This is a genomic window from Nocardia nova, assembly GCF_002933465.1.
Taxonomy (GTDB): domain Bacteria; phylum Actinomycetota; class Actinomycetes; order Mycobacteriales; family Mycobacteriaceae; genus Nocardia; species Nocardia nova_B.
The window spans coordinates 58,355-76,524 of sequence record NZ_PSZE01000024.1; the positions used below are offsets into that span (position 1 = coordinate 58,355).

At 69.7% G+C, this 18,170-nt stretch carries 17 protein-coding genes; 9 read left to right on the forward strand and 8 right to left on the reverse strand.

The window, feature by feature from the left end; all coding sequences use genetic code 11:
- Positions 1-15: 15 nt before the first annotated feature.
- From C5E41_RS24485 to ppgK, 3 genes are all read right to left on the reverse strand, one after another.
- Positions 16-1,605, reverse strand: coding sequence for a Na+/H+ antiporter (locus C5E41_RS24485; protein WP_104378103.1), 1,590 nt, complete (start codon positions 1,603-1,605; stop codon positions 16-18).
- A gap of 105 nt (positions 1,606-1,710) precedes the next feature.
- A complete protein-coding gene (locus tag C5E41_RS24490) occupies positions 1,711-3,102 on the reverse strand; it encodes an RNA polymerase sigma factor (RefSeq protein WP_104378104.1) in 1,392 nt (463 codons plus the stop codon).
- A gap of 152 nt (positions 3,103-3,254) precedes the next feature.
- Positions 3,255-4,013 carry a polyphosphate--glucose phosphotransferase gene (ppgK, locus tag C5E41_RS24495; RefSeq protein WP_030517222.1) on the reverse strand — a complete coding sequence of 253 codons (759 nt, stop codon included), beginning with the start codon at positions 4,011-4,013 and terminating at the stop codon, positions 3,255-3,257.
- A 119-nt stretch (positions 4,014-4,132) separates the two neighbouring features.
- On the opposite strand from ppgK, the gene C5E41_RS24500 reads away from it, so the two are divergent.
- Positions 4,133-5,044: an inositol monophosphatase family protein gene (locus C5E41_RS24500; RefSeq protein ID WP_104378105.1), complete on the forward strand. Its 912-nt coding sequence runs from the start codon at positions 4,133-4,135 to the stop codon at positions 5,042-5,044.
- A gap of 12 nt (positions 5,045-5,056) precedes the next feature.
- Here the strand turns inward: C5E41_RS24500 and cei are convergent, their stop codons facing one another.
- The gene (cei, locus tag C5E41_RS24505) at positions 5,057-5,734 is read right to left on the reverse strand and encodes an envelope integrity protein Cei (protein WP_104378142.1); all 678 of its coding nucleotides are present in this window, start codon (positions 5,732-5,734) and stop codon (positions 5,057-5,059) included.
- A 510-nt stretch (positions 5,735-6,244) separates the two neighbouring features.
- Here cei and C5E41_RS24510 point away from each other — a divergent pair.
- Complete coding sequence (locus tag C5E41_RS24510; protein ID WP_025351469.1) at positions 6,245-6,547, forward strand: DUF4193 domain-containing protein; 303 nt, start codon at positions 6,245-6,247, stop codon at positions 6,545-6,547.
- A gap of 77 nt (positions 6,548-6,624) precedes the next feature.
- Here C5E41_RS24510 and C5E41_RS24515 read toward each other — a convergent pair whose 3' ends face one another.
- Positions 6,625-7,155 carry a DUF3093 domain-containing protein gene (locus C5E41_RS24515; RefSeq protein ID WP_104378143.1) on the reverse strand — a complete coding sequence of 177 codons (531 nt, stop codon included), beginning with the start codon at positions 7,153-7,155 and terminating at the stop codon, positions 6,625-6,627.
- Between the two features lie 141 nt (positions 7,156-7,296).
- On the opposite strand from C5E41_RS24515, the gene dut reads away from it, so the two are divergent.
- Both dut and C5E41_RS24525 read left to right on the forward strand, forming a co-directional pair.
- Complete coding sequence (gene dut / locus C5E41_RS24520; protein ID WP_104378106.1) at positions 7,297-7,794, forward strand: dUTP diphosphatase; 498 nt, start codon at positions 7,297-7,299, stop codon at positions 7,792-7,794.
- A gap of 1,388 nt (positions 7,795-9,182) precedes the next feature.
- Positions 9,183-10,124 (forward strand): DUF3710 domain-containing protein, encoded by a 942-nt coding sequence (locus tag C5E41_RS24525; protein WP_104378144.1) that lies wholly within the window; start codon positions 9,183-9,185, stop codon positions 10,122-10,124.
- 43 nt (positions 10,125-10,167) lie between these two features.
- On the opposite strand, the gene C5E41_RS24530 is transcribed toward C5E41_RS24525, so the two are convergent.
- The gene (locus C5E41_RS24530; protein WP_104378107.1) at positions 10,168-10,896 is read right to left on the reverse strand and encodes an alpha/beta fold hydrolase; all 729 of its coding nucleotides are present in this window, start codon (positions 10,894-10,896) and stop codon (positions 10,168-10,170) included.
- A gap of 301 nt (positions 10,897-11,197) precedes the next feature.
- Between C5E41_RS24530 and C5E41_RS24535 the strand changes: the two genes are divergently transcribed.
- The 3 genes from C5E41_RS24535 (at position 11,198) to C5E41_RS24545 (ending at position 13,237) form a co-directional block, all read left to right on the forward strand.
- Complete coding sequence (locus tag C5E41_RS24535) at positions 11,198-11,620, forward strand: OB-fold nucleic acid binding domain-containing protein (RefSeq protein ID WP_104378108.1); 423 nt, start codon at positions 11,198-11,200, stop codon at positions 11,618-11,620.
- A 192-nt stretch (positions 11,621-11,812) separates the two neighbouring features.
- Positions 11,813-12,406 carry a DUF3159 domain-containing protein gene (locus tag C5E41_RS24540; RefSeq protein ID WP_258081233.1) on the forward strand — a complete coding sequence of 198 codons (594 nt, stop codon included), beginning with the start codon at positions 11,813-11,815 and terminating at the stop codon, positions 12,404-12,406.
- Between the two features lie 171 nt (positions 12,407-12,577).
- Complete coding sequence (locus tag C5E41_RS24545; protein ID WP_308189495.1) at positions 12,578-13,237, forward strand: sigma-70 family RNA polymerase sigma factor; 660 nt, start codon at positions 12,578-12,580, stop codon at positions 13,235-13,237.
- A 6-nt stretch (positions 13,238-13,243) separates the two neighbouring features.
- Here the strand turns inward: C5E41_RS24545 and C5E41_RS24550 are convergent, their stop codons facing one another.
- Together C5E41_RS24550 and C5E41_RS24555 are read right to left on the reverse strand one after the other, a co-directional pair.
- Positions 13,244-13,948, reverse strand: coding sequence for a potassium channel family protein (locus tag C5E41_RS24550; protein WP_104378110.1), 705 nt, complete (start codon positions 13,946-13,948; stop codon positions 13,244-13,246).
- Positions 13,945-14,616 (reverse strand): potassium channel family protein, encoded by a 672-nt coding sequence (locus tag C5E41_RS24555; RefSeq protein ID WP_104378111.1) that lies wholly within the window; start codon positions 14,614-14,616, stop codon positions 13,945-13,947. Before C5E41_RS24555 ends, C5E41_RS24550 begins: the two co-directional genes overlap by 4 nt.
- Positions 14,617-14,784: 168 nt before the next feature.
- Between C5E41_RS24555 and C5E41_RS24560 the strand changes: the two genes are divergently transcribed.
- Both C5E41_RS24560 and C5E41_RS24565 read left to right on the forward strand, forming a co-directional pair.
- On the forward strand, positions 14,785-16,773 hold the full coding sequence (locus C5E41_RS24560) for an APC family permease (protein WP_104378112.1): 1,989 nt from the start codon (positions 14,785-14,787) through the stop codon (positions 16,771-16,773).
- On the forward strand, positions 16,770-18,164 hold the full coding sequence (locus C5E41_RS24565) for a class I SAM-dependent RNA methyltransferase (protein ID WP_104378113.1): 1,395 nt from the start codon (positions 16,770-16,772) through the stop codon (positions 18,162-18,164). The genes C5E41_RS24560 and C5E41_RS24565 overlap by 4 nt, the downstream gene beginning before the upstream one ends.
- The last annotated feature ends 6 nt before the right edge of the window (positions 18,165-18,170 follow it).

Consider the following 18,170-nt stretch of genomic DNA (forward strand, 5'->3'; position numbering starts at 1 on the left):
GCGGGTCCCGCTACCTCACAGCAGCGGCGGCGGGCGCAGATCCAGTCGCCGCATCACCCGGTCCACCAGATCCGGCGGCATACCCGGTTCGCGCCGGGCGGCCAGAGCCTCACCGCGCCCGGCCTCGAGCACGTCGTGGCTGATCATGCGCAATTTGCCGGTCAGCCGCATGGCGTGCTCGACCGATTTAGCGCCGTCGGCGGCGTCGGCCGCCTCCGGGTCGGCGCGCATCAACCGGCGTTCCACGGTGTCGCGCAGCCGCTGATACACCTCGTCGGGCAGATCCTCGTTGTCGGCGATCTCCTCCAGCCGGGCCAGTTCCGCGCGCAGTATCCGCGTCCACAGCTGTCGCTCCATGGCTCGCTCGACCTCGGTATCGGCCTTCACCCCGGTCCAGCGAGCGACCAGGGGCAGCGTGGGACCCTGCAACAGCAGCGTGAACAGCACCACGACGAACGCGATGAACAGGACCTCGGTGCGGCCGGGGAAGTCCGCGCCCGAATCGGTGGTCAGCGGCAAGGCCAGCGCCAGCGCGACGGTCACCACGCCGCGCATGCCGGCCCACCAAGTGACCACGGTTTCGCGCCAGGTGTACGGCTCGTCCACGCGCCGGCGCCGCCACCATCCGCGAAACAGCGCGGTACTGGCGAGCAGCCACAGCAGCCGCAGGCCGACCACCACGCCGACCACCGCGGCCGCCCCGCCGAGCAGGCGCGGCCAGTTCGGTCCGGTGGTGGCGAGCACCGTGCTCAGTTCCAGTCCCACCAGTCCGAAGGCGAATCCGGTGACCAGCATGTCGAGCACGTCCCAAAACGAATCGCCGACGATCCGGTATCCCACATCGCTGAAATCCGTTGCGGCATCGGTGAGATACAGCGCGCAGACCAGGACCGCGAGCACCGCCGAACCGTGTGCGGCCTCGGCCAGGCCGTAGGCGGCGAACGGGAGCAGCAAGCCGAGAGCAACCTGCCACGGCGCCTCCGTCAGCCTCCGCATCAGTGCACTGCCGGCCCAGCCGAGCGCGAGTCCGACCGCCACCGCCACCACCGCCGAGATCACGAAGCCGGCCGCTGTCCGCCAGGCGGAGAATTGTCCGGTCACCACCGCCTGCACCGCGACGTCGTAGATCACCACCGCGGTCACGTCGTTGAACAGGCCCTCACCCTCGAGCACCGCAACCAGACGCCGCGGCAGGCCCAGTCGGTCCGCCATCGCGCTCACCGCCACCGGATCCGGCGGCGCCACCACCGCGCCCAGGACGAACGCCGTGCCCACCGGCAGCGCCGGATACCAGAGATGGAAGATCGCGGCGACGGCGGCCGCGGTGGCCACCACCAGACCGACCGCCCGTAACAGGATCGCCCCCGCGTTGGACGCGAACTGCTGCCAGGAGGTGCGCCGCGCCGAGGCGTAGAGCAGCGGCGGCAGGACGAGCGGGAGGATCAGGTCGGGCGCCAGCGCGATATTCGGCACGAACGGCAGCACCGCCATGACGAGCCCGAAGACCGTCATCAGCACCGCGGGCGCCAAACCGATCCGCCGGCCCAGCGGCTGCGCCAGTATCGTCGCGAACGCCAGCACGAAAACCAACACCAACTGATCCACGACAGCCCACCCTATGGGGCCGTCGCGGTAATGCGCCGGACATGCCGGACATAATGACGATGCCGCCGAGGCGGAACCTCGGCGGCATCGTCGGTGGTGCGGATATCAGTCCAGGTAGTCGCGCAGCACCTGGGACCGGCTCGGGTGGCGCAGCTTGCTCATCGTCTTCGACTCGATCTGGCGGATGCGCTCACGGGTGACCCCGTAGACCTGGCCGATCTCGTCGAGGGTGCGCGGCTGGCCGTCGGTGAGACCGAAGCGCAGCCGGACCACGCCCGCCTCACGCTCGGACAGCGTTTCCAGCACCGACTGCAGCTGATCCTGCAGCAGAGTAAAGCTCACCGCGTCGACCGCGACAACCGCCTCGGAATCCTCGATGAAGTCGCCCAGCTGGGAATCGCCCTCGTCACCGATGGTCTGGTCCAGCGAGATGGGCTCACGCGCGTACTGCTGGATCTCGAGGACCTTCTCCGGCGTGATGTCCATTTCCTTGGCGAGCTCTTCGGGCGTGGGCTCGCGACCCAGGTCCTGCAGCAGCTCGCGCTGGATGCGGCCCAGCTTGTTGATGACCTCCACCATGTGCACCGGAATACGGATGGTGCGGGCCTGGTCGGCCATCGCACGGGTGATGGCCTGCCGGATCCACCAGGTGGCGTACGTGGAGAACTTGTAGCCCTTGGTGTAGTCGAACTTCTCCACCGCGCGGATCAAACCCAGGTTGCCCTCCTGGATCAGGTCCAGGAACGCCATGCCGCGGCCGGTGTAGCGCTTGGCCAGCGAGACGACCAGACGCAGGTTGGCCTCGAGCAGGTGGTTCTTGGCGCGGTTGCCGTCACGCATGATCCACTGCAGATCGCGGCGGGTGGCCACCGGCAGCTTCTCGCCCTTGTCGGCGAATTCGCGCAGCTTCTCGGTGGCGTAGAGACCGGCCTCGATCCGCTTGGCGAGTTCGACCTCCTCCTCCGCGTTCAGCAGCGCGACCTTGCCGATCTGCTTGAGGTAGGCGCGCACCGAGTCCGCGGACGCGGTGAGCTCGGCATCCTTGCGGGCCTGGCGCAGGGCCTCGGATTCCTCTTCGTCCCAGACGAAATCGCCGGAGGCCTTGTCCTTCTCCGAGGGCTCGTCGGCTTCCTCGTCCTCGGCTTCGGCCTCTTCGTCCTCGGCGGCCTCTTCGACCAGATCTTCGCCCTCGTCGCTCAGATCGTCCTCGGAGACCTCCAGATCACCGAGGTCGTCGAGTTCCAGCGACTCGTCGTCGAGATGCTCGTCGGCTTCGTTGTCCGCGCCGGGGGCCGCCTTCTTCGTGGTGGCCTTCTTGACGGGCGCTTTCTTTGCAGCTTTGACTCCCGCTTTCTTGGCGGGGGCCTTCTTCGCGGCGACCTTCTTGGCCGGGGCCTTCTTCGCGGCAGCCTTGCGGACCGGCCGTGCTGCGGTGCCTTCTGCGGAGTCGGCAGCGTCGGCCGATTCGGCGGTCTGTCGGGTATTCGTGGCTACCACGTACGCCCTTTCGTGACGGTCTCGTGCGGCGTCACGCCAGAGTAAACATCCGGCGGAGCGGTTCTGTCGGGGTTGAACCCGGCTCTACGTGCCGGGGTTGTTTTCCGGCTCACCGCCGGTCTCGTTCCATTGTAACTATCGGCAACGAGTGCTCACGGCGCGATCCCGCTATCCACGGCCATCGCGGCGCCCACGATCCCCGCGGTGTTGCGCAGATGGGCGGCCGCAACCGGAGTCCGATTGGCCAGCAACGGGATCCAGTGCTCGGCATCGCGACTGATCCCGCCGCCGGCGACGAAGACCGTCGGCCAGAACAGGTCCTCCAGGGTGACCAGTACCTTCGTCACCTCGGCGGCCCACTCCTTGTACGACAGATTCTTTCGTTCCTTCACCGACGACGCGGCCCGGTGCTCGGCCTCCTTGCCGTGCACCTCGATGTGGCCCAGTTCGGTGTTGGGCACCAGGACGCCGTGGTTCAGCAGCGCCGAGCCGATACCGGTGCCGAATGTCAACAGCATCACCAGGCCGTCGATGTTGCGGGCCGCGCCGTAGCGGTCCTCGGCCAGGCCCGCAGCGTCGGCGTCGTTGAGCACCACGACGTCGCGTCCGCCCAGCGCCAGCGAGAACAGCTGACGGGCGTCGGTGTCGATCCAGCTCTTGTCGATGTTGGCGGCGGTGCGGGCGATGCCGTTGACCACCACGCTGGGCAGGGTGAGCCCGACCGGGCCGTCCCAGTCGGCCTGGGTGACGAGTTTGGCGACGGTTTCGGCGATGGCGTTCGGGGTGGCCGGGTGGGGCGTGGAGATCTTGATCCGTTCGTGGGCGAGGTCGCCGGTGGCGAGGTCGACGACCGCGCCCTTCACCCCGCTACCCCCGATATCTATTCCGAATGCTTGCCCCCGAGCGGACATCGCGAACTCCTCGTTCCCTGTGGTCTTAGGCCGATGAAGGTGCCAGCGGCACGTTACACCGCGCGACGCGCCCGTGGCCGCGACCGCGCGGATGCGAGTCCGGGCGGATCTGTGGTCGGATGGAAACCGTGCCCGAGACGAATTCACCCGCCGACATCGCGGAAGCGCCCGTCCTCGATCCTGTCGAAATCGCCGAATTACGCCGTGTTTCAGTTTATCTGGCCCAGACCGCGGCAGCACACGTCCGCCGCCGCCGTCCCGAGGTGTTCGGCCCGGGGCGCACCGAGGACGACTCGGTCCGCACCAAATCGACGCCCACCGATCCGGTCACCGTGGTCGACACCGAAACGGAGCAGCTGATTCGGTCGTTGCTGGCCGAGACACGCCCGGGGGAGAGGGTCCTCGGCGAGGAGGGCGGTGGCAGCCTCGGAGCCGCCGATGAGATCGTGTGGGTGGTCGATCCGATCGACGGCACGGTCAACTTCGTGTACGGCATCCCGGCCTACGCGGTATCGGTGGCCGCGATGCGCGGCGGCCGTTCCCTGGCCGGTGCCGTCGTCGACGTGGCCGGGGGGGTGACCTACAGCGCCGGACTGGGCGCGGGCGCCACCCTGGCCGGCGGCGACGATGAGCCGATCGCGTTGCGCTGCAACGATATCGACTCCGTCCGGCTGGCTCTGGTGGCCACCGGCTTCGGCTACGGCGCGGCGCGGCGGGAACGGCAGGGCGAACTCGTGGCACAGCTGCTGCCGAGAGTCCGCGACATCCGCCGGATCGGCTCGGCCGCCCTGGACCTCTGCATGGTGGCGGCGGGCCGCGTGGACGCCCACTACGAGCACGGCCTCAATCTGTGGGACTGGGCCGCCGGAGCCCTGATCGCGGCGGAGGCGGGCGCTGTCCTGCGGCTGCCCGGCGCGGACTCCACGGGCGCGCAGGGGGAGCTGACCGTCGCCGCCGCCGCGGGCATCGCCGACGAACTCGCCGACCTGTTCGACCGGCTCGGTGTCGCCGCGCCCATCCCGGAGGAGTGAGCGCGGCACAACTCAGCAGCGGGCGGTGCGCGCGGCCTGCAGCAGCGCCGAATCCACGTCCGGGCCGTTGGGCGCCGGATTTTTCAAGGCGCGCAACACTTCCTCGGCATCGGTGCTCGGCTGCAGATCGTTGCCGAACAGCGTGCCCAGGGCCAGGTCGACGGTGTCGTCGGTGCGCTGATCCTCGATCAGCTCCGCGCACGGCGCGACGAGCTGGACGGCGGCCGCGGCCGGGCGACCGCTCACGCCATAGCGGATCTGGCCGGTGCAGACCAGGTCGCCGTTCAGGTAGACCGGATCGTTGCCGAAGACGGGAGCCGGCGGGCTGGCGAAGCCGTAGTCACCGAGCTTGGACGCGATGTGCTCGGCCAGGCCGCGCTGGCCGGAACCGTTGAGCACCCGCACCTTGGCCTGAGCCAGCGGCGCCGGCTCCACATCGTGCAGCCGCGACGGGGACACCACCTCGCCCAGCGGCGCGGGCTGCGGGGAGTTCGGATCCGAAGCGGGGGCCGGCGAATTGCAGGCCATCGCGGTATGGGTGGTGTCGGCGGTGGTCAGCGCCTTGATCCACACGATTGCGCAGATGAGGGCGAGAACCGCGATGAGTGCGACCCACGGCTGGTAGCGGCGCCGCAGGAACGGACGGCCCTTGTTGTCGACCGCGCTGCCTTCGGTGATCAGTGAAACCACACGCACACCTTACGAGTTGGCGGACGACAGTCGCGCACGCGGACACCTGCGCGCCGGTTCGCCGCGGAAACAGGCGGCTACGGCGATGCTGGATATCGGGACGGTAACGATCGGCGCGGCCGTCCGGATCGCGATCGGGTCACGGGCTGGGAACCGTCGGGCACGAAGCGATGGCGTATCGCCACAACAGTGCGGCCGCAGTGACGATTATCCGTCGGTTTCGACTCGCTCGAGTTTTGATTGCGACTTTTGCCCCGGCGTCCGCTATTGTCTGGCGGCCCGATACGAATCAGCTGATGTGAATCAGGGAAGCGATTCCGGGAACAACCAGGACAGGTCCTGCGTTGACCGAGCGCGATCCGGTCTGGATCAGGGTGATCCGGCCGGGCGGCGAGCGGTGTACACGTGACGTACACCACGGCGGGGCGGCATTGCCGGGCGATTCCGACAGGGATCGACGTCGGCGGAGCCGGTCCGGGATATACGGAGTAAGGACGAGGGGAAGACGACATGGCAACCGACTATGACGCACCTAGGCGCAGTGAATCCGACGAAGTGTCGGAGGACTCGCTCGAGGAGCTGAAGGCTCGTCGCAACGAGGCCGCGTCCGCCGTCGTGGATATCGACGAATCCGATACCGCGGAGTCGTTCGAGCTTCCCGGCGCGGATCTGTCCGAGGAGGTGCTCTCGGTCCGGGTGATCCCGAAGCAGGCCGACGAGTTCACCTGCTCGAGCTGCTTCCTGGTTCATCACCGCAGCAGACTCGCCAGCGAGGCCGGCGGGCAGATGATCTGCATGGATTGCGCGGCCTGAGCGGATCCGTGCGGCCGCGGCGGATCAGTTCCGCGGGTAGCTGAAAGAAACGACGACAAACAGCCCGGCAGGTCCCGTCAGCCCGCGCTCGGCACGCCGAGCGCGGCCAGTACCTGCTCGGGTTTACGCGTGCTGATCAGCCAGTACGGAGCGGGGTCGTCCGGATCGTCGAGGACGAGCAGGACCATGGGCCCGATCCAGGGTCGATGCTGGACGAATGCGGCCGGGTCGAGCTGCCGACCCAGTGCCGCGCTTTTCGCGCTGGCCGGTACGGGTACCGCCCGGGATACATACGTTACCGGTAGGTGGGCCCGGTCCGCGCGCAATTCGAGGATGCCGTCGGCATCCGGCGCCACCACGACCCGGTGGCGGCTCATCCAGATCAGCGCCCAGACGGGCACCGGGAACAGCAGCACATACGGCAGCCACGCCCGGATCCCGGGCGCTCCCATGTGGATTTCGGCGGCCAGCAGGCCGGTCACCGCCAGCGCCACCGGCCACCACCACAGCGGAACCCACAGCCGTTCGGAGTAGACCGCGGCGGGGGTGTCGGCGTGCGCGCGCGCCGGGGACTCGTGTGGAGGTACTGCGTGGGACTGGTCGGACACCACATCATGCTAGGTCAGGCCGACATATTCGTGGTCGGCGGGAGCCGGTCCGGGCCGTGCGTGAGCGCGGCCGCTCGGCGCCGCCATATTGGGGCCCGGCGCTCCCACGACCCGGTCGCCGGACGCGTAGGCTCGCTGGACGTGACCGGACTTGCACCCATACCTCTGCTGCGGCTCGATCCCGGCGTCCCGGTGCCCACGCGCGCGCACCCGGGCGATGCCGGAGTGGATTTGTGCACCACCGAAGACGTCATCCTAAAGCCGGGCGAGCGGGTGCTCGTCGGCACGGGAATCGCCGTCGCGTTGCCGGTGGGCACCGTCGGCCTCATTCATCCCCGGTCGGGGCTGGCCGCCAAGACGGGTCTGTCCGTCGTCAACACGCCGGGCACGGTCGACGCCGGGTATCGGGGCGAGATCAAGGTCTGCCTGATCAATCACGACCCGCGCACGGCGATTCAGTTGCGTCGCGGCGATCGGATCGCACAATTGCTGGTGCAGCGGGTGGAACTGGTGGATTTCGTGGAGGTCGACCAGCTCGACGAAACATCGCGCGGCGCAGGCGGTTACGGGTCGAGCGGCGGACACCACAGTCTGTCGCCGCAATCCGGCGGGGTGGGCCGCGCCGGAGGGGAGGTATGAACATGTTCGGCCGTGAAGATCATCGATCCGATCATGACTCCGAGCGGGACGACACCGGCTACGGCGATTCCTATTACGACGAGGGATACGCCGGGGGCGGCTACCGGACCGGCACGCACCGGGCGCCGGAGCTGGGGGACGAGGGAGGCTACGGCGAATCCGCCTACGGTCCCGGCTATTCCGAGCCGGATTACCCGGCCGGGCGCACCGGGCGGCACGGCCGTGCGGAGCCGGACCACGGTACGACTCCACCCGGGTATGGGACGCCGGGACGCGCGGCTGCGCCGTATCCCGGTGCGCGGCCCGACCCGTACGAGACGGGCGCGCACGCACGAATGCCGGCGCGCCCGGGTACTCCCGCGCGCGGTGATGCGCCGGTCCGGCCGCCGCGGCGCGCGCCGGGCGGACCGCGGCCGGACCTGCCGCCGGTGCCGGGCGATATGGACGACACCGGGCCCATTCCGCGCATCCCCTCCGGCCAGTTGCCGCCGCGGCCCGCGGGTGGAACCGGCGCGATCCCGCGCGTTCCCGGCGGCCCGGCGGGTACGGGGGCGATGCCGCGCGTTCCCGGTGGGCGGGGCGGCACCGGTGCCACCCCGCGTATCCCGGGCGGGGTGGTCGGTAGCGGCGCCACTCCGCGCATTCCCGGTGGTCCGGCGGGAACCGGCGCCACGCCTCGGATCCCGGGTGCTCCGTCCGGCACCGGTCCCACACCGCAGATTCCCGGCGGCCCGCTCGACACCGGTGCGATGCCGCGCAATCCCGGCACCCCGGCCGGTACGGGACCGACACGACGCCATCCTCCGGGGTCGGCCGGCACGGGCGCCGTGCCGAGACTTCCCGGCGCAGCGCCCGCACCGGGCGGTCCGGTGACGGGGTCGGTCCGGCGGATTCCGCCCGGCGCGAACCCGGCCGGGCCCCCGACTGGTTCGGTGCCACGGCTTCCGCCGGGACCCGGACGTCCGGCGCCGGGCGGTCCCGGGCGGGCGGTCCCGGCCGGCGCACCCGCCGGAGCCCCGCCTTCGCCGCGACGCGCACCGGAACCGACGGGTACGCCCGCGCCGCCGGCTACCGGCCGGCACCCTGTCGTGCCCGGACAGCGCCCGGATTCCGGTGACGTCGAGTACGGCCACCCGCAGACGGGCCGGCATCGCCCGGTGGATGCCGAAGCGTCGGGCTATCGCGCGCCCGCGCAGCCGCATGCGGCGGCGCCGGAGCCCTACGCCGGCCACGGGTATGACACCGCCGAATCCGGCCCGGCCACAGGCGGTTTCGCGGTCGCCGACCCCTACCGGCAGGCATCCGGGGCGCACGGCGGCGACTCGTCCGCCGAGACTCCCGGCTACGCCGATGCCTACGCCGAGGATCCCGCCGAAACCTCCGGCTACGTGGACGATTCCGCATACGCCGGTACGGACGCCTACGCCGAGGAAAGCGCGTACGACACCGAGGGCTTCGAAGACGACACGGAGGGCTTCGAAGACGACACCGAGGGCTTCGAAGACGACACGGAGGGCTTCGAAGACGACACCGAGGGCTTCGACGACGTCGACTACACCGACGAGTACGACGCCGACGAATACGACGACGAGGACGGCGACGCCGGCGAGGGCGAGGATTCCGCACCGCGGACCGGGCCCTTCGATTACGACGAGGTGGCTGAGATACTCGCCGAGATCTCCGAGCAGCATCTCGATCTCGGTTCGGTGCTCCTCCCGGTCCCTGACGGCGGTCAGTTGCAGGTGGAGATGACGCCCGACGGCACGCCGCAGGCGGTACATCTCGCGACCCCGCACGGACGTCTGACCGTGGCGGCCTACGCGGCGCCGAAATCGCCGGGCCAGTGGCGGACCGTCGCCGCGGACCTGGCGGAATCGTTGCGGGCCGACGGCGCGCAGGTCTCGGTGCAGACCGGGCCGTGGGGTCGCGAACTGCACGCGGTGACCGAGGGTGCCGACCTGCGGTTCATCGGCGTCGACGGTTATCGCTGGATGGTCCGGCTGGTGGCGGCGGGGCCCTCGGGCGCCGCCGACGAGGGCGGCCCGCTGGTCGAGGCCGCCCGCGCGATTCTCGCCGAAACGGTGGTGCGTCGCGGCGACGAGCCGATGCCGGTCCGGGAACCGTTGCCGGTGGTGCTGCCGCAGGAACTCGCCGACCAGTTGATCGCGGCGCATCAGCAGCAGATCGCGGCGCAGCAGCAGGCGCTGGCCGCGCAGGCGGCCGCGGCCGAGGCGGCCGCGACGGGCACCTTCCCGGTGGTCACCGCCGAACAGCAGGGGCCGCGTCGCGGCGCGGAAGGTTCGGCGATGCAGCAACTCGGTCGCAACTGACCGCTTCCGGGCGCCCGCGGTACGGCCGGGCGCCCGGCCGCCGTCAGGCCCGCAGACCGTGCCCGACCATGTCGGGGACGCCCCGGGCGCCGAGAATCCCCGGATCGGCGCCGAGCTCGTCGAGGGTGATGCGATGGATGCGCGCCCGCGGGATCAACTCGTACCACTGTTCGGCGACGGCGAGCGGATGCACCGGATCGTCGACCGCGGCCACGACAGTGGTCGGAACGCGCAGGGCCGCAAGCAATTCCGCGTCCGGCCAGGCATACGTGGCGGCCTCTTCCAGTGCCGACGGCAGGTCGGGCCAGTGCGTGCGCCACGACTGGGTCAGCGCCCGGCCCAGCCAGGCCGGGCTGCCCGCGCGCATCCGTTCGATCACCGGCTCCAAGCCCTCGGCGCGCAGCTGGGCCGCGGTGCTCGCCGCGCTCAGCGCCGCCGGGCATCCGGTGATATCGGAGCCGGTCCAGGCCGGCAGGGCCGCGACCACCCCGAACGCCGATTCCGGGTGGGCGGCAGCCCATTCCACCGCGATCGCGGCGCCCAGCGAAATTCCCGCGGCGAGCACCGGCCCGACGCGGGCCGCCTCGTCGAGCGCCGCCCGGCAGCTCGCGACCACAGCCCGCGGCTGCGGCTCCACCGCGATGAACGGCAGATCCATTGCGGCACAAGCGGGTTCGAACGCACGTCGGGCGAAGTCGGCATCGGATCCGGTGCCCGGCAGGGCGACGACGACGGCCGGGCGCGGGCTGCCGGTAGGGGGTAGTTCTGCCACGGCCGCAGCCTAGCCGCTGGGCCGGGTCAGCCCCGCGCCCCTTCGATCACCGCCGTCCGCCCGGGGCCGCCCCTCCGACGCGTGAAAAACGTGTTGTCGACCACTCGAATCCGAGGGTTCGCGCGCGGATCGGCGGGGAACCCAGCAAACGGTGCGGTCAGCGCCGTGACGGTGGTGGCGGGCTCCCGTAGCGAGGGCGTCCGGGTGCATCTACAGTGGCGGTGTACGGCCCATCAGCCGGTCGTGTGGGAACCGACGACGTGTGACCCACGCCGTCTGTAAGTGCAGGAAGTGTTGCAAGATGCCTTTCACAGGCGGAAACAAGGCGGGTTCCGGTGCCGCGGGCAAGGTAGGCCCCGACAGCGGTTATTTCCGGCGTCTGGGGCGTCGTCTGACGGCCGATCTCGACGTCCTCGATGCGGAGGAGCTGGCGGAGACCTCCGAAGCGTCGGGCGCGTGCAGGGCGGCGGAATGCCGACGTGGCGAAGAGGTCACCATGCTGGGGCGATTGCGCAGTGTGGAGGCCTGTCCGAAGTCGGCCAGCGCTTCGGTGGAGGCCGAATTCTTCGACGGCACCGACGCGGTGACGCTCGTGTGGATCGGCAGGCGCCGGATACCCGGTATCGAAACGGGACGCCGTATCCTGGTCCGTGGTCGCATCGGTGAACGCGATGGCGCCAAGGTGATGTACAACCCCTACTACGAACTCCGCGAGAATTTCTGACGTATGCCGATACCCCACAACGACGAGGGCGCCGACCCGGCCGCCGTGGCCGGACTCCACGCGAACCCCGTCGCGGGGCGCGGCCGTCACCGCCTGCGCGAGTCCGGCGGTGATGCTGCGCGTCATCCGGCCGCTGGTGAGGACGACCAGTCCTGCACCGGCGAGGACCGTGAGGAGGAGCTCGAGCAGACGCTGCTCGAGCAACTCGGTGGTATCAGCGGACTGATCTATTCCACGCTGCCGGTGGTGGTATTCGTCCCCGCGAATACGCTGTGGGGCCTGACGGCCGCCATCTGGGCGGCGCTGGCTACCGCCGCCGGTGTCCTGATCTGGCGGCTGATCCGCCGTTCGCCGATCCAGCCGGCGATCTCCGGATTCATCGGTGTCGCGGTCTGCGCCTTCATCGCCCACCGCACCGGTGCTGCGAAGGGATACTTCCTCTTCGGGATCTGGGCCAGCCTGGTCTACGCCGGGGTCTTCTTGGTATCGCTGCTGGTGCGCTGGCCACTGGCCGGTGTGATCTGGGGTGTGCTCAACGGCCACGGTCACAGCTGGCGCTCGGATCGGCGCGCGATGCGACTCTACGATCTGGCCACCGTGGTGTGGGTGATCGTCTTCGGCGCCCGCTACCTGGTGCAGAACCATTTCTACGACACCGACAGCACCGGCTGGCTGGCCGCCGCCCGCATCGCGATGGGCTGGCCGTTGACCGCGGTCGCCCTGTTGGTCACCGTGTGGGCGGTGCGCCGCGCCGGCCATATGCCCGGCTCCTCGGCCACCGAATAGCGCGCCGAACAGCACCGGCGGACCGAACCGACTCCGAGTCGGGTAATGCCCCCAATTCTGGGGGCGGAACATTGATGGGGTGGGCAGAACCCACCCCTGGGGTATCTATTCCGCGAACTGGATTCGGCGCACGATCGTGTCAGTCAGTAGCGATCGGCGAGAGGATCCCCGGTGGATACCGAGAACGACACGGTGACGGCGCCCGGCCCGGCGAAGGGTGCGGGAGTCCGTTCGCCGAGATCGGCGCCCGCGGGTTCCGACAGCCGCCGCGCCGCCGCCGAACTGGACCGCCTGATCGGGCCGGCCGCCGCGGGTGATCAGCGCGCGGTCACCGAGATCATCCGGATCGTGCACCCGTTGGTGCGCCGCTATTGCGCCGCGCGCGTCGGAAGCAGCAACAATCCGCACGTCACCGCGGACGACATCGCGCAGGAGATCTGTATCGCGACCGTCACCGCGATTCCCCGCTACCGCGATCAGGGAAAATCGTTCCTGGCGTTCGTCTACGGCATCTCCGCCAACAAGGTGGCCGACGCGTTCCGACGCGCCCAGCAGCATCCGTCCTATCCGGTGGCCGAATTCCCCGACACCGCCTCCACCGCACCGGGACCCGAGGAGCTGGCACTCAATCTGGAACGACGCCAAGCCACCCGCGAGTTGATGAAGATCCTCGCGCCTGCCCATCGGGAGGTGCTGGTGATGCGAATCGTGCTCGGCTGGACGGCCGCGCAGACCGCGGAGGCCATCGGCACGAGTCCCGGCGTGGTCCGGGTCATGCAGCATCGCGCGCTGACCAAGCTGCGCGCGCAGCTGCTCCCCGAAACCGCCTGAGCCGATTCAGATCGCGGCGGGCGGCTCCGCGCCGGCGGGCGCCGCGCCCGCCGGGTCCGTGGCCAGGCTGCGGCGCAGTTCGTCCTCGGCCTCCACCGTGGAAACGAACAGCAGCTCGTCCTCGCCCTCCAGCGGATCGTCGGGTTGGGGGACGATCACCCGGCCGCCGCGCAGGATCGTCACCAGGGCGACGTCGCGGGGCAGGGAAAGCGTACGCACCGCGCGACCGGCCAGCGCGGTGTCGGTCGGCAGGGTGATCTCGACGAGATTCGCCTGGCCCTGACGCAACGTCATCAGCCGGACCAGGTCGCCGACGGAGACCGCTTCCTCGGCCAGCGAGGCCAGCAGCCGCGGTGTCGAGACCGCGACGTCCACGCCCCAGGAACCGTCGAACAGCCACTCGTTGCGCGGATCGTTGACCCGCGCGACCACGCGGCGCACCCCGAATTCGGTCTTGGCGAGCAGGCTGAACACGAGATTCGCCTTGTCGTCGCCGGTGGCCGCGATCACCACCTCGTAGTCCTGCAGGCCCGCTTCCTCGAGCAGTTCGAGTTCGCAGGCGTCGCCGTGCATCCAGGTGGCCGAGGGGGCGACGGTCGGGTCGATATGGTCGAGCCGCCGCTCGAGCAGGGTGACCCGATGCCCGCCCCGCAGCAATTCCTGGGCGATGGAGCGGCCGACGGCGCCTGCTCCCGCGATCGCTACGTTCACGACTTGTCCTCGTTCGAAGGGGCGGTGGCGGCGATGGCGACGGCCTCGCCGACCTTGTCGGAGACGGCGGCGATGTAGACCGTGTCGTCGGCCTGCAACACCGTTTTGCTGGTGGGCAGCAACGCCTGCCCGAAGCGGACCAGGAAGGCCACCCGCACCGGCACCGCATCCTCCAGATCCCGAACGGTACGCCCGTACCAATCCTCGTGCAGGACGAGTTCGGTGACCGATCCGGTGCCGGTGGGATCGCGCCAGGTGGTGATGGTTTCGTCGCCGGTGAGCGTGCGCAGGAACCGGTCGGTGGTCCACGGCACGGTGGCGATGGTGGGAATGCCGAGCCGCTCGTAGACCGCCGCGCGCTTGGCGTCGTAGATGCGGGCCACCACGCGTTCCACTCCGAAAGTCTCCCGGGCGACGCGTGCGGAGATGATGTTGGAGTTGTCGCCGTTGGACACCGCGGCGAACGCCCCGGCGCGCTCGATGCCCGCGCGGGTCAGCACGCCCCGGTCGAAGCCGACGCCGGTGACCCGCTCACCGGGAAAGTCCTTGCCCAGGCGCAGGAATGCGCCCGGATCCCGGTCGATCACGGCTACCTCGTGGCCGATCCGGATCAGGGCGCGTGCCAATGCGGAGCCGACTCGGCCGCACCCCATGATCACTACGTACACCGTGTCAACCCCAATTCCGCCGAAAACCGTGGTGTGCGGTCTGGTTCCCTCTCGAGGGAACCGTACCCGCTGACGGTTCCCCGCAGCATGTTCCCCCATCGGCCGGGACCGAAACGCGAGTGAACCGCCCGCTATGTCACATCCGGTCCTGCCCTTATGCTGTGCCGAGTGTCCAAGTTGACGACGGCCGTCAAGCGTATGGTGGTCGGCCGCCCTTTCCGTAGCGATTCCCTGGGACATACCCTGCTGCCCAAGCGGATCGCGCTCCCCGTCTTCGCCTCCGACGCCCTGTCGTCGGTGGCGTACGCGCCCGAGGAGATCTTCCTCGTGCTCTCCACGGCGGGTTTGTCCGCCTACGTCTACACGCCGTGGATCGGGTTGGCAGTCGCGGCCGTGATGGCGGTCGTGGTGGCCAGTTACCGCCAGAATGTGCACGCTTATCCGTCCGGCGGTGGTGACTACGAGGTCGCGACGGTCAATCTCGGTCCGATGGCCGGGCTGACCGTCGGCAGTGCGCTGATGGTCGATTACGTCCTCACCGTCGCCGTGTCGATCTCCTCGGCGGCATCGAACATCGGGTCCGCCGTGCCGTTCGTATCCACCCACAAGGTGCTGTTCGCGGTGGCGGCGATCGTTCTGCTGACCGCGGTGAATCTGCGCGGGGTGCGAGAATCGGGCACCGCGTTCGCGATACCCACCTACGGTTTCATGATCGGGATCTTCGTGATGCTGGCGTGGGGCGCGGTGCGGATCTTCGTCTTCGGCGACGACCTGCACGCCGAGTCGTCCGGCTTCGGTCTCAACGGCAACGAATCACACCTGCAGGGCATCGCCTTCACCTTCCTGATCGCGCGCGCGTTCTCCTCCGGGTGTGCGGCCCTGACCGGTGTGGAGGCGATCAGCAACGGTGTGCCGGCCTTCCGTAAACCGAAATCCCGCAATGCCGCCACGACGTTGCTGATGCTGGGCGCCATCGCGGTCACCCTCCTGATGGGCATCATTCTGATGGCGCGCAAACTCGGCGTCGTCTTCGCGGCGAACTCCGCGGATCTGGTCGGCGCCCCCGCAGGCTACGAGCAGAAGACGCTCGTTGCCCAGTTGGCCCACACGATCTTCGACGGCTTCCCCCTCGGCTTCTTCTACATCACCATCGTCACCGCGCTGATCCTGGTGCTGGCCGCGAACACCGCCTTCAACGGCTTCCCGGTGCTCGGCTCGATCCTGGCGCAGGACCGGTTCCTGCCGCGGCAGCTGCACACCCGTGGCGACCGGCTGGCGTTCAGCAACGGCATCCTGTTCCTGTCCGGCGCCGCGATCGCCTTCGTGGTCCTGTTCGGCGCCGAGGTGACGCGGCTGATCCAGCTGTACATCGTCGGTGTGTTCGTCTCGTTCGTGCTGAGCCAGACCGGCATGCTGCGGCACTGGACGCGGTTGTTGCGTACCGAAACCGATCCGGCGGTGCGCCGGCGGATGTTGCGCTCACGCGTCATCAACGGTATCGGCCTGACCATGACCGGGGCCGTGCTGATCATCGTGCTCATCACGAAATTCCTCGCCGGCGCCTGGATCGCGATTGTCACCATGGCCGCCATCTTCGGGCTCATGCGCCTGATCCGCCGCCACTACGACACCGTCGGGCGCGAACTCGAGGAGCAGGAGTTCACCGGGGTGCTGCCCAGCCGCACCCATTCGATCGTGCTGGTGTCGAAACTGCATCTGCCGACGCGCCGCGCGCTCGCCTACGCCCGGGCCACCCGCCCGGACACGCTGGAGGCGGTCACCGTCAACGTCGACGAACCCGACACTCGCGCGCTGGTGCGAGAGTGGGCCGACAGTGATATTCCGGTGCCGCTCAAGGTGATCGAATCGCCCTACCGCGAAATCACCAAGCCGGTGGTCGATTACGTCAAGCGGGTACGCAAGGATTCGCCGCGCGATGTGGTGACGGTCTTCATCCCCGAATACGTGGTCGGCCACTGGTGGGAGCAGTTGCTGCACAATCAGAGTGCGCTGCGGCTCAAGGGCCGGTTGCTGTTCGAGCCGGGTGTGATGGTGACGAGTGTGCCGTGGCAGTTGAGTTCGTCGACCAAGGCACGCCGCCCCGAAGTGGTCAACGCCCCCGGCGCGGTCCGCCGCGGCTACGAGGATCGTTCGTGAGTGCCGGGCCGGACTGGTCCCGACGCACAGTGCAGGTGCGGCTGGGACCACCCGGCCACGGTGGTTTCTGTGTCGCCCGGCACGAGGGCCGGGTGCTGTTCGTCCGGCACGGTCTGCCCGGTGAACTGGTGCGAGCCCGGGTGACCGAGGACCGCGGCGGCTCGTTCTGCCGCGCCGAGGCGATCGACATCCTGGAGGCGTCGCCGGACCGCGTGGCCCCGAATTGCCCGGTCTCGGGTCCCGGCGGCGCCGGCTGCTGCGATTTCGCCTTCGCCACCCCGCAAGCGCAACGTGCCCTGAAGGCGTCCGTGGTCCGCGAGCAGTTGCAGCGGCTCGCGCACTGGGAGACCGACATCGTCGTGGAAACGCTTCCGGTACGCGAGACCGGGGACGGGGCACCGGCAGGCGGTGCGGGAAGCTCCCGCGGTCCAGCGGCGGGATCCGAGCCGGACGCCGACCACCGGCTTCGTGACGATGCGACTGCGGTCGTCCCCGGCGTCGAGGCGCCCGAGGTGGGGTGGCGCACTCGGGTGCGATTGGTTGTCGACACCGAGGGCCGGGCCGGCGTACACCGGTATCGCAGCAGTGACGTGATCACGGATTTGCGCTGCCCCCAACCGGTTTCGGGAGCGATGGACGGCATCGCCGACCGCGCGTGGACTCCCGGCTGCGAACTGGTGATCGCGGTCGACGCGGACGGCCTGCGCCATATCGTGGAACTCGCGCCGCCGGCCGCACCCCCGCGGCGCGGGGGCGATCGCCGCGCGACCGCCGCGCGCCGTGCCGCAGCCCACGCGCGGCGCGCGGAACGCGTGGTGTCCGGCAGTGGACGGGCGGTGCAGTATGTGGCCGGCCGCCGCTGGGAGGTCTCGGCGACCGGCTTCTGGCAGCCGCATCGCGATGCGGCACAACGTTATTCGGATGTGGTGGCCGAGTGGGCCGACCTCGCTCCGGGCGCCACCGCATGGGATCTGTACTGCGGCGCCGGCGTCTTCGCCGCTCGTCTGGCCGAGCAGACCGGGCCCGCCGGATCGGTGCTCGGCGTCGAATCCGCGCGCTCGGCGGTAGCCGACGGCACCGCCGCCCTGCGCGACCTGCCCGCCGTCGACCTGCGGTCCGATCGGGTGGAACACTGGATCGCCACCCAGGACCGCGCTCCTGAGGTCGTCGTTCTCGATCCGCCGCGTGCGGGTGCCGGAAAGCAGGTCATCACCCCGCTCACTGCCGCCGCGCCCGCGCGCATCGTGCATATCGGTTGCGATCCAGCGGCTTTCGCGCGCGACGTGGGTCTCTACCGGGAGGCGGGTTATCGAGTACGCGAGATGCGCGCCTTCGATGCCTTCCCCGCGACGCATCATGTGGAGTGCCTAGCGCTGTTCGAGCGGGCGTAGACACGG